Origin of the sequence: Endozoicomonas sp. ISHI1 (assembly GCF_024606225.1) — a bacterium.
Classification (GTDB): domain Bacteria; phylum Pseudomonadota; class Gammaproteobacteria; order Pseudomonadales; family Endozoicomonadaceae; genus Endozoicomonas_A.
In genome coordinates this window covers 34,606-47,048 of sequence record NZ_JAGRPU010000009.1, presented here as the reverse complement: position 1 = coordinate 47,048, position 12,443 = coordinate 34,606, and the positions used below count along the sequence as shown (strand labels likewise).

Below are 12,443 nucleotides of genomic sequence, written 5' to 3'. Positions count from 1 at the left end.
CATAAATTGCTGACAATAGAGCAACTGCTAACCCGGATCTGAAAACATTCATAACTGCACTCTGTTTAATTTTTAAAAGTTAAAACAGAAGCATCCTTACCGTAATAATCCTTTTTAAGATCATTATTCAGCCTAGACCGGATATGTAATAAATAAAGGCAAAGACTTCTCTGATATAAAATAACAACGACAAACTACAATGGTGACTCATGTTCTGCCAATCGAATGTGTTCTATCTTTCTTCCTCTCAGCCCACTGTCACATTTTGGTATCAACAACTGGACTGCCGGAATTCCCAGACCTATTGCAGCCGCTAACAACTGGCTGGTATGCCTTATCCAGACTTGCCTGATACGGTTTGAAAGACAGAACCAGATATGAGCGATGCCCTGGTCCGCAATAAACAGGGAAATACCTAATCCCGCTTTCTGCCCATCGGTCAGTCCTTTAGTGCCATTACCTTCAATAGCCGGAGCACCTTCACCTGAAATCTTTGCAGGTGAAGTGTAGGCTACCTGAGTTGTATATGGAGAAACTCTGAATGAACCGGATGAAGTCGATAAAATCGATGTTGGCGTAGTGCAATGACAGACAACATCAAAGCCTGAAGCAGACCACTCACTAAGCGAAGCAAATCCTAGTTGATACTTCTTCTCCAATTCAGTTGAACAGCTATGCAGATCGGTGTGAGGAACAACTGTCAAACCCCATGCCTCTTCTCTATCTTTTAATCCAAATGCTCCCTGAATTGTTTTGATGTCAGAACAGTATTTGCTGCTGCCCCCGATACCCCCCATATAGTGATGAGGATGCAATAGATTCATTAAGTCGATCGATAAATCATTGTCATGCTGATCAACGACGGTGTTACAGGTTGAATCGACCAAACTCAGAACGTTCTTTCTCGGCCATAAGCTCATAGAGAACAACACACTTTTGTTTTCTGCCGGACGGGGTATCAGAGTGTCAGATTTAGTGGGTACGGATATGACTGTTTTCGTGTTTTTCATGGTTAGCTGCACATGCCCTGTTTTCAGGTAACAATCCACATTCAATGCAGCGTTTTGAACATTTTTTGGTCCTCGGGTACTTTGCAGGAGATCAAACTCAGAGTGCGTAAATCGATAGATGAAGCTCTCCTTTGCTCCTCTCCCATCAGCATCATTTGTACACCCCAGTTTTACCGGTTTAGTCTCAGCGCGATTATCTGCCGGATCAAGTACCACCTTGATGTTGTCTGCCATAAAGATACCTGCTCCCTTCAGATCCAGAATGCCCACAGGTACATGAGCCCGTTTGGTGGGATTTGGAACGGGGCGCCCTGTTGGAGCTGCTGTTGATATAGCGCCCTTTGTTAAAGGATTTCTGGAATCGATTTCAATATTTGCCAAATAATAGACAGCATCATTATGGGGTGCTGACATCACGAAATGATTCTGTATGCCTCCCTCAACAACAAATTCGGGCAAAATATCCGTCCTGTTCCCCACAAAAGCCGAGTTATCGGGTAACTGAAAACTACTGGTTCTTCTGGAACCGTCACTCACGACCCTGGTCAATGGTAATTCATAAACGACAGGCTCCCTCTTTCCAGACAGCCCCTTTCCCGAGAATCGCTCTGCATCAAAGATAAACAAAGTAGGATAAGTGGTTCGAAAAGCCTCATGATCCAGCCTTGTTGTAGCCGATATTTTTCTTATCATGACCGCCTCTGAGATTAAGGCGCCATCTGGGGAGCGACCTGGAAAAGTGCTTAGCGAGATATTCGGGTTAATAGTTGGGAAAGCACTAACGGAATGTGTTGTTGGATATAACTGTCTGTTCTTTTCCCTGATGATTTCCTTAAAGGCCGATAAATGATAACTGCAGACACCTTTATCGACACTACTGGTTAAATCAGAACAGCTTGAAACCTCTGTAAGTATGGGACTACCCGTCGAACCACCTATGGCGAAAACATGACTGGGAGAGACACACATTGCTGACAATAGAGCAACCGCCAAACCGGGTCTGGAAAGATTCATAACTTAACCCTGTCTCATTTTTAACGACCAAAACAGAAGTATGCTTGCTGTGACAATCCGTTTTAAGACCGTTATCTTATCCTAGACTGGATTTTTCATAAATAAAGACAACGTCTTGCCCAACAGGAAATGAGCCCCACACTTCTGGAAGTCTTGCCATGATGTCGGTGACAGCGCTGTGACATACTCCCTCCACCAAATCGGCAAGCCGATTCCAGTGGGGGCTTCTCCGAATCATTTTAATGTCAGAACAGTCATTTTTCTGCCAGATGATACCCATATAGTAATCAGGATCTGAAGGATGAGTTGAACCAATGTTTTGGTAATTTTTTACGACAATCTACGGTTGATTTTTTTCAAATATTACTTCTTCTGACAGTAGATTATGGGCTGCTTTCTTTGCTCTCAATATACTGACACATCGTGGTACCAGCTGGAATGCCGGAATCCCAAATCCCATTACAACAGCTAACACCTGACTGGTATGCCTTATCCAGGCTTGCCTGATACGGCTTGAAAGATAAAACCAGCTATTAACAACAGCCTGATACCCAACAAAACTGGTTATGCCAAAGACTATGCCCTCTTTCTGCCTTTGGGTTAATCCTGCTTCACCAGTATTATTCATCATCAGAGCACCTGCGTCAGGAGGAAGTGTGGATGAAATGTCGGGAGCCTGAGTTGTACAATCAGACGTTGCAGTGCAATTACATGCAACATCAAAACCTGCTATTGACCACGTGCTCACAGAAGCAAACTCTGCCCGATAAGTTTTCTCCATGGCCTCACAGCCATATTGATCACTGCTATCACCTAAAACCCAGCCCCATGCCTGTTCTCTGTCTTTTAATCCAAATGCACCCTGAACCATATTAATATCAGTACAAAAACTACCCCAGATGCCACCCATATAGTGATCAGGATCCGATGGATTGGCCAGATCAATGGATAGGTCATTGCCAAACTGATCAACGACGCTGTTACAGATAGAGTCAACGAAGCGCATAACGTTTTCTCTGTGGAATAAGATCATAGAGAACAACACACTACTGCTTTCTGGCGAACTGGGTGCAGGAGCATGAGTAGGCACGGATATGACGGTTGTAGTATTTTTCATCGTCAACTGCACTTGCCCTGTAGTTTGATGACAGAAGACATTGAATGCTGCGTTCAGAGGTGTTGTCAGTCTTTGTATGCCTTGCAGGAGGTCAAATTCAGAGTTCGTAAAGCGATAAACGAAGCGCTCTTCTGCTCCTCTTCCATCAGCAAAATCTGTACATCCCAGCTCTACCGGTCGGACTCTTATCTGATTATCTGCCGGATCCAGTATCACCTTGATGTTGTCTGCAGAAAAAATACCCGCACCTCTCAGATACAGAATGCCTGAAGGTATATGTTTCTGTGTGGTCGGGGTTGAGCCGGGGTATTCTGTGGCAGCTGTTGCTGATAAACGGCTCTTCTCTGGAGAATTTCTGGAATCAATTTCTATATTCGCCAGATAGTAGACAGCATCATTATAGGGTGCCGACATCACGTAATGATTCTGTATGCCTCCTTCAGTCACAAACTCAGGTAAAATATCTATCCTGTTCCCCACAAAAGCTGAGTTATCAGGCAATTGAAAACTCTTTACTCCTCTGAGATGGCCAGCGACGGGCACTGTCAATGGCAATTCATAAACGGCTGGCTGCCCCTTTCCTGACAATCTCTCTGCATCAAATATAAACAAAGTTGGATAAATGGTTCGAAAAGCCTCATGATCCAGCCTTGTTGTAGCCGATATTTTTCTTATCCTGACCGTTTCAGGAATTGGAGAAGCACTGGGTGAAATAGTTGAAGAAGGTGTTGTTGGAGATACCTGATTGTTTTTTTCCCTGATCAGCGCCTTAAAAGCAGGTAAATGATAACTGCACACGTCCCTATCAACCCCATTGGTTAATTCAGAACAACTTGAAGCCTCTGTATATCCGGAACTATCCGTTGACCCATCTGCGGCGCAAACATGATAGGGGAAGGCAAAAATTACTGATAACAGAGCAACCACAGAACCGGATCCGGGACTATTCATAACAGCACTCTTTCTCATTTTTAAATGCTAAAACAGAAAATCCTTACCGCAATAATCCCTCTTTAACGTCGCCATTTATCCTAGCAGCCTGTCGGACTTAAGCGTCCGTAGCGAGGATTGCAAGAAATTGAGGATAAAAATTTCTGCTTCTGAGGAGAATAGCGAGCTATTTGACGAAGAAGCAGGAATTTTTAGACCAATTTATTGCAACCGCAGTAGGACAGCCTTAAGTCCGACAGGCTGCTAGACCGAATATTCCACAAATAAAGGCAAGCCTCGTCTAAATGGAAAGTCATTCAATCGGGCTCAGATTCAAGAGCACTCCCATGAGGAAGCCGGTAATGCTGTTCAGTCATCCAGATTACCGACTTGTGGAGATTTTTTTGCAACAAACTACTGCTGCTGCTTTGCTACCAGTTCTGACATTGTTGGTTCTATCAAAAGGCTTTGAGTTGCGCTCTTTCCTCTCAATCCACTGAAACATGGGATCAACTGGACCAGCGGAATACCCAAACCCAATGCAGCAGCCAGCGCCTGGCTGGTATGCCTTATCCAGGCTTGCCTGATACGTTTTGAAAAATAGAACCAGCTTTGAGTAATGGCCTGATCCACCACAAACCCGGCAATACCTACACCTATGGCCACTTTCTGCCCTTCGGTTAATCCTGTTCTCTCAGTACTATTCACAGCCAGAGCACCCACATCAATACTGTAGACCTGAGTGGCAATACTGTAGGGTATCTGAGTGACAATAGCGGACTCCGGGCAATTAATCGCAACATCAAAACCTGCCTTAGACCATGTGCTCACCGGGGCAAATCCTGCTCGATAAGTCTTCTCCAGTAAGGCCGCACAGCTAAGCTTATTGTCTTTATCAGCTAAAAACCACCCCCATGCCTTTTCTCTGTCTTTTAGTCCGAATGCGCCATGAATCATATTAACATCAGTACAGAAGCTGCCCCAGACGTCACCCATGTAGTAATCAGGATCCGATGGATAAGCTGAGCCAATGGTTAGATCATTGTCAAACTGATCGACGACGGTGTTACAGGTAGAATTGTCGAAGCGCATGACGTTTTCTCTGGGCCATAAGAATATAGAGAACAACACCCCACTGCCAGTTGGTAAACCGGGTGTTGGAGTGACCGTTTCAGTGGGTACGAATATAATGGTTTTAGTGTTTCTCATGGTCAACTGCACTTGCCCCTCAGCTTGATAACAGCGAACGTTCAATGCAGCGTTCAGAGGACCCATTTCTTCTTGTGTGCCTGGCAGGAGATAAAATTCAGAGTCCTTAAATCGATAGACGAACTGCTCTTCTGCTCCTCTCCCATCCCTAAAATGGGTACATCCCAGCACTACCGGTTGGACGCCCTTATGATGACCCGCCGGATCCATTACCACCTTGATATTGTCTGCAAGAAAAATACCTGCCCCCTCCAGCTCCAGAATACCTGAAGGTTTATGCATCTGAGTGGTGGGAAGTTCTGAGGCAACGGTTGCTGATGAACTGCCCCTGTCTGAAGGGTTTCTGGAATTAATTTCGATATTCGCCAGATAGTAGACAGAATCATTATGGGGTGCCGACATCACATAATGATCCTGTATGCCTCCTTCAATTACAAACTCGGCGAGAACATTAATGCTGTTCCCCACAAAAGCTGAGTTATCGGGTAACTGAAAACTCTTTACGTCTCTGGTAGGACCAGTCACGGCTACTGTCAATGGTAATTCATAAACAGCTGGCTGTCCCTTTCCGGATGATCTCTCAGCATCAAAGATAAATAAAGTTGGATAGGTGGTCCGAAAAGCCTCATGATCCAGCCTTGTTGTAGCCGATATTTTTCTTATCCTGACCGTTTCAGTAATTGGAGATGCACTGGGTGAAGCAGTTGTGGAAGCACTTGTAGAAGCATTTGTGGAAACACTTGTGAAAGGTTTTGTTGCAGATATCTGATTGTTCTTTTCCCTGATAAGTGCCTTAAAAGCTGGTAAATGTTGACTGCAAACGCCCTTATCATCATCACTGGTTAATTCAGAACAACTATAGACATCTGTATACGTGAAACTACCCGTTGGCCCGTCCGTGGCGTAAACGTGACAAGGTAAGGCAAAAATTGATGACAATAGAGCAACCGCGAACCCGGATCTGGAACTATTCATAACTGCACTCTGTCTGCTATTTGAAAGTCAGAACATAGACATCCTTGCCCTGATAATCCTGTCTAAGGTCGCCCTAAATCCTAGACCGGATATTTCATAAATAAAGGCAAGCCTTCTTTAAATCAGAAATCATTCAACCGGGCTGAGATTCGGAGTTTTCCGAGAGTACTGCCATAAGCAAGCCGACAACTGTTGACAGACCGCCGACTTGTGGAGGCTTTTTTGCAACATGCTACAGTTGCTTTTCCAGTTCTGACATCTTTGGTTCTGGCGATGGAGTGAAGGATCCACTCCTTCCTCTCAATCTACTGATACATTTTGGTAACAACTGGAATGCGGGAAGACCCAATCCCAATGTTGTAGCTAATGCCTGACTGGTATACCTTATCCAGGTCGGCTTGATCCGTTTTGAAAAATAGAACCAGGTTTGAGTTATAAGCCCCCCAAGAAACAGGCCAGCACCTGAGGATGCTTTCACCCATGTGGGTGTTTTTTCTGACACTTCCAACTCTCTTGGTTCAGCTTTGCCAACAATACTGATAACCGGAACCAGATCGCTTGTATTATCTGCATCAGAAATAAATTTGGATGAAGTGTAGGCCACCTGGGTTGTATAGGGAGAGACTGTAGAAGAAGCGGATAAAAGTGATGAAGCAGGTGAAATGGCTGTTGGCATAGTGCAATTACATGCAACATCAAAACCTGCCGAAGACCATGCGCTCACTGAAGCAAACCCTGCTCTATAACTCTTCCCATTTACGGCCCAACAGCGAGGATCACTAGCATGATCAAACAATACCCAACCCCATGCCTGCTCTCTGTCTTTTAATCCAAATGCCCCATTCATCATTTTGATGCCATGACAGTAATTGCCAAAGTCGCCCCCCATATAGTGATCAGGATCCGACGGATGAGCTGAGTCAATGGATAAATCATTGCCAAGCTGATCAACAACGCTGTTACAAGTAGAATTGACAAAGCTCAGAACGTTTTCTCTGGGCCATAAGTGTATAGCGAACAACACACCACTGCTCTGTGGTGCGTCGGGTGTTGGAGTATCCGTTTCAGTGGGTACAGATATAACGGTTTTAGTGTCTTTCATAGTCAACTGCACTTGCCCTGTTTTCTGAAAACATCTTACATTCAGTGCAGCGTTTTGAGTGTCTGTTGATCCTGGTACACCTTGTGAAAGATCAAACTCAGAGTGCAAAAATCGGTAGACGAAATTTTCTTCTGTGCCAAACTCACCATGATTGCTACAGCCCAGATCTACCGGCCTGATCCTCATATCGTTATTCGCTGGATCAAGCACCACCCTGATGTTGACTGCAACAAAAATACCCGCGCCCCTCAGATTCAGAATACCCGCCGGTATATAATCCTGTGTGGTCGGGGTTGTAACGGGATATCCTGAGGAAGCAGTGGCTGATGAAACACCAATATCCAGAGGGTTTCTGGAATCGATTTCGATATTCGCCAAATAATAGACAGCATTATTATGGGTTGCCGACATCACGTAGTGACGCTGTAAGCCTCCCTCAATAACAAATTCAGGCAAGATATCCGCTCCGTTCCCCACAAAAGCCGAGTTGTCCGGTAACTGAAAACTGTTGACTCTTCTATGGCTGTCAGAAACGGGCTCTGACAATGGCAATTCATAGACGGCCGGTTGTTCCTGTCCGGGCGATTGCTCTGCATCAAAGATAAACAAAGTTGGACAGATGGTTTCAAAAGCCTCATGAGTCAGTTTTTCTGTTGTACTCGATATCTTTCTTATCTTAACTGTTTCAGGGATTGATGAAGGAGTCACTGAAGGATTCGGAGAACTGCGTAGAGAAATATTTGAAGACGTAGTCGGGGAAGTTGTTGTTGAAGATGCCCGATTGTTCTTTTCCCTGATGAGAGCCTTAAAAGCCGACAAATGATGATTGCACACCTCCCTATCGAAACAATTGGTTAATTCAGAACAATTTGAAACCTCTGTATATGCAGAACTGTCCGCTGGCCCAACTGCGGGGAAAACATGACAAGAAAAGGCGAACACTACTGACAATAGAGCAACCGTCAAGCCCGATCTAAAGCTATTCATAACTGCACTCTGCCGCATATTTGAAAGCCAAAACAGATGTATCCTTGCCGTGACAATCCTTTTTGAAAAGTCGTTATTTATCCTAGACCGGAAATTGGATAAAGAAAGGCCATGTCTTCAGCAATAGGAAATGAGCCCCAAGTCTCTGACAGGTATTATCACGAGAAAGCCGGTAAGTTAACCCCAAGCTATCCGGCAGTTTCTGTCACCGGTTTACCCGACACAACAGCCAGCTTTACTGCGGATTACCTGAACACAGCAGTGTATGATTTCATTCTCTTTTCAGACATGTGACACACCTCGATGGCCTCGTGTATAACCCGCATCTACGTTTATATGGCCGGAGATCTCTAACCACTTCAATCAGCTGGACTAGCGGAATGCCCAAACCTAAAGTAGCAGCTAACATCTGGCTGGTGTATCTTACCGAGGCTTGCCTGATATGTTTTGAAAAATAGAACCAGCTATGGGTAATGGCCTGATTCACAACCAATGCACCAATACCTGCAGACACTATCTGCCCTGGTTTTAATCTTTTTCTGCCAGTATTACTCATAGCCATAGCACCTGTATCAGTAACGTGGGGTGATTGAGTTGTAGAATCGGATATCGGCATAGGGGAGTTACAGGCAGCATCAAATCTCGCCGAAGACCCTGCCTTCACTGAAGCAAATCCTAGTTGGTAACGTTTAGCCAATTCAGTCGAACATCTATGCGAATCAGCCTGATCAACGCCTGTCAAGCCCCATGCCTCGTCTCTGCCTTTTAATCCGAATGTTCCCTGGATTACTTTAGTATCAGAACAGTACCTGCCACCCGAGATACCTCCCATATAGAGAAAAAGGTCCGATGGATTGGCTGACTCGGCGCATAGATCATTGCCAAACTGATCAACAATGCTGTTATAAGTAGAATCAACCAGGTGCAGAACGTTTTCTCTATGCCATAAGTGCATATCGAACAACACACCACTGCTTTTCAATGGTGCAGGCGTTGCCGTTTCAGTGGGTAAGGATATGACGGTTTTAGTGTTTTTCATGGTCAACTGCACTTGCCCTTTATTCTGAAAGCAATCAACAGTCAGCGCAGCATTTTGATATTGTGTTGATTTCTGTATACCTTGCAGGAGATCAAATTCAGAATGCATAAATCGATAGACGAAACTCTCTTCTGTTCCTCTCCCATCACCATGATCAGTACATCCCAACTCTACCAGTTTGATCGCTACCTGATTATCCACCGGATCAAGCACCACCTTGATGTTGTCTGCAACAAAGATACCCGCACCCCGGAGATTCAGAACGCCTCCGGGTACATAACGTGGTTTTCTCGGGGGTGAGACAGAAGGCACTGTGGCAACTGCTGTGAATGATTTGCCTGTATCCAGAGGATTTCTCGAATCGACCTTGATATTCGCCAGATAATAAACAGAATCATTATGGGGTGCCGACATCACGTAATGGAACCAGCTGTGTCCCTTAATAACAAACTCAGGCAGAATATCGATGCGATTCCCCACAAAAGCAGAGTTATCCGGTAACTGAAAACTGCTGAAACCTATGGAAAAGTGCCTGCTACGCCCGGTCATTGGCAATTCATAAACGGCAGCTTGTCCATTTCCAGACGTTTGCTCTGCATCAAAGATAAACAAGGTCGGATGGATGGTTCTAAAAACCTCATGCCCCAGTCTGTTTGTTGTAGCGGATATTTTTCTTATCCTGACCGCTTTAGAGCCTGGAGGAGTGTCTGTGCAAGTACTTAAGAACGCATTCCGGGAAATAGCCGGGCAAGTTGTTGAAGATGACTGATTGCTTTTCTCCCTGATGAGATTTTTAAGAACAGGTAAATGACGCCTGCACACGTCCCTGTCAGCACGACTGTTTAATTCAGAGCAACTTGAAACTTCTGTAAATACATCACTGCCCGCTGACTCACCCGTGCCGTAAACATGACAGGGGAAGCAATAAACCGCTGAGAATAGAGCAACTACCAACCCGGATCTTAAGGTATTCATCATTTCAATCTTTCTAATATTTAAAAATCGAAACAGATATTCCTTATCGTTGTAATCCTTTTTAAGACAGCCCGAGCAACTTTAGACCAGATATTTCATAAATAAAGGCAAAGCTTTCCACTTTAAGAAACAAGCCTCCCTCCTTCGGAACTTTCGTTGTTCAAATGGTACTGTATGTCAGCAAAAATCGATCCAAGCGAATCGACACATTTGGACTGCAGTGGCAGCTTTGGCGCAGTGAGCTGGATTGAAGAAATCTCGACGCGTAAGGCGATGAAAAGTGGAACCCGGCTGTTTGGTAATATCATTTTATCCCTGATGAATGCAGGAAAGGCTCTGCTCTCACATACGAAGAAGCTGCTCGACTTCCGGGCAGATAGTGCCAGACTTGAACACCCTGCACGAGATGGTTATTCAGGACGAACAAGATTAGGTTTTTGTGCCGTGGGTGGGGCTTAATATCTACCCGGAGATCTGTGATTGAAATCAATGTGTAAACGTTGCCAATGGAGAAGGTTTTTTTATTAAATTCTGAAAAGTTTTTACAGCACTGAATGGAACAATTTTTTTGATGGCTAAGTATAAATACAGAGTCTAGACTTCATGTCGATTGCTTCAAAGGGTTCTGAGCATGATCATGCTGAAACACTATTTATTAGCCCGGTTAGTCGCCCCTTTATTCCTGTTAATGGCTTTGTTTGCAGAAGCCTGGACGACTCAATCTCCAAACGTCAACTCTTCTCCAGCTTCAACCTCTTCTTCTATAGCACCCTATCCTCCTCTGCCGACAGTATTGTGTGACTCTCTTCCAGCACAAACGCCGGGGGTTCAGCAGCGGCTACGCCAGTACGTAGAACTTGTCAAGGGACGACAGTGTATTGTTCTCGCTGCTGATCCGACAGAGGATCTGAGTGAGACGATCAAACGGGCTCCTGAGAACACTGTTATCCTGCTCTCTTCCGAGACTGTGTCTACTGCGTCTTCTACTTCTACATCCTCTCTCCCTCCGGTGGATAAAACCCCGATTGAGTATCTTATTAATAAAGGAATAGTTTTGAAGGACGGTCAGGACATCATTGGTGCAGCAGACGACGGTTTTGAAATAGTTATCAGAGTTGATGCAGGTTTTAAAGATCTGTCTATGGTCATGATTGATGACATGTACGATTTCGATAAAACGAGAGACAGTCACATAAGGCATGTTACTTTCCAGCCCGTTGGACCTGAGAACAATGTGGGGGCTTTTTCTATTATTTATGCTGGTTGTTATAACCGGAAACTGATTGTAGAAAATAACCTGTTTTATGTGTCTGTCAGACGGGCCGGACTTTTCCTCTCTTGCGCAGGATCCCTTGATGCATCGGTGAACCAGGGTTCGGGCCTGCAGTTTGCCAATAACGTCATGATAGGTAAATCCATACTCTACGACGGGAGTGATATTGTTCCTAAAGGGATAGATATTTATTATGCCGGTACGCAGCAGTTACAGAAGATCGCTGTTATTGAAAATATATTCCAGGGAGAGATGGCACACGCGGGTGACTTTTACCTACCGGCTGGGAGCAGTATGGATATTTTCAGAAACACGGTTGATATCAACAACAATATGCTGGGCAAGAAACCTCTCTCAACGAGACCGGCTCGTTTTAGAGATGGTTTCTTTCTCAGGGGTAATTATGATACAAAAGTCAACTTGTTACCTCCCCTTTTTAATCTGGCAGGCAATCGGATACGCTCAAAAAGTACAGCTATAGGTATCGAAGGACACATTAAACTGGCCCTGGCCTGTAACCATCTTCAGGCAGCCAATCCGTGGCGACAATATCCACCTTCATGGTGGTGGCGACCAAAACAATACGGCTTGAAAGCCGTTGATCCACTACCATTGGCAGGAGAGTGTGAAGGCACTGCGGATTCAACCGGTGCCGTGGTAACGCCCACTTCACCGACAGTCTGCCAGGTTTTCAATACCTGGACGTCTATCGATGGTTCCATGATCAATCCTTTGAGTGGACTGGACAGCCTTGATGGTCGGCTATTCAGCCTTGATGGTCAGTTATTTTTGATGTATTAGTCAACATCTCA

7 protein-coding genes are annotated in these 12,443 nt (G+C 44.8%); 2 read left to right on the top strand and 5 right to left on the bottom strand.

Features of this window, described 5'->3' with window-relative positions; all coding sequences use genetic code 11:
• Positions 1-194: 194 nt before the first annotated feature.
• The 5 genes from KBW69_RS07920 to KBW69_RS07900 all read right to left on the bottom strand — a co-directional run bounded on the left by KBW69_RS07920 (position 195) and on the right by KBW69_RS07900 (position 10,361).
• The gene (locus KBW69_RS07920; RefSeq protein WP_257280547.1) at positions 195-1,703 is read right to left on the bottom strand and encodes a hypothetical protein; all 1,509 of its coding nucleotides are present in this window, start codon (positions 1,701-1,703) and stop codon (positions 195-197) included.
• A 661-nt stretch (positions 1,704-2,364) separates the two neighbouring features.
• On the bottom strand, positions 2,365-4,092 hold the full coding sequence (locus KBW69_RS07915; RefSeq protein ID WP_257280546.1) for a hypothetical protein: 1,728 nt from the start codon (positions 4,090-4,092) through the stop codon (positions 2,365-2,367).
• 393 nt (positions 4,093-4,485) lie between these two features.
• Positions 4,486-6,255 (bottom strand): hypothetical protein, encoded by a 1,770-nt coding sequence (locus KBW69_RS07910; protein ID WP_257280545.1) that lies wholly within the window; start codon positions 6,253-6,255, stop codon positions 4,486-4,488.
• Positions 6,256-6,487: 232 nt separating this feature from the next.
• Complete coding sequence (locus tag KBW69_RS07905; RefSeq protein ID WP_257280544.1) at positions 6,488-8,065, bottom strand: hypothetical protein; 1,578 nt, start codon at positions 8,063-8,065, stop codon at positions 6,488-6,490.
• A gap of 550 nt (positions 8,066-8,615) precedes the next feature.
• Complete coding sequence (locus KBW69_RS07900; protein WP_257276287.1) at positions 8,616-10,361, bottom strand: hypothetical protein; 1,746 nt, start codon at positions 10,359-10,361, stop codon at positions 8,616-8,618.
• Positions 10,362-10,532: 171 nt separating this feature from the next.
• On the opposite strand from KBW69_RS07900, the gene KBW69_RS07895 reads away from it, so the two are divergent.
• Both KBW69_RS07895 and KBW69_RS07890 read left to right on the top strand, forming a co-directional pair.
• Entirely contained in the window at positions 10,533-10,817 is a 285-nt protein-coding gene (locus tag KBW69_RS07895) for a hypothetical protein (protein ID WP_257276286.1), read from the top strand.
• 178 nt (positions 10,818-10,995) lie between these two features.
• Positions 10,996-12,432 (top strand): hypothetical protein, encoded by a 1,437-nt coding sequence (locus tag KBW69_RS07890; RefSeq protein ID WP_257276285.1) that lies wholly within the window; start codon positions 10,996-10,998, stop codon positions 12,430-12,432.
• The last annotated feature ends 11 nt before the right edge of the window (positions 12,433-12,443 follow it).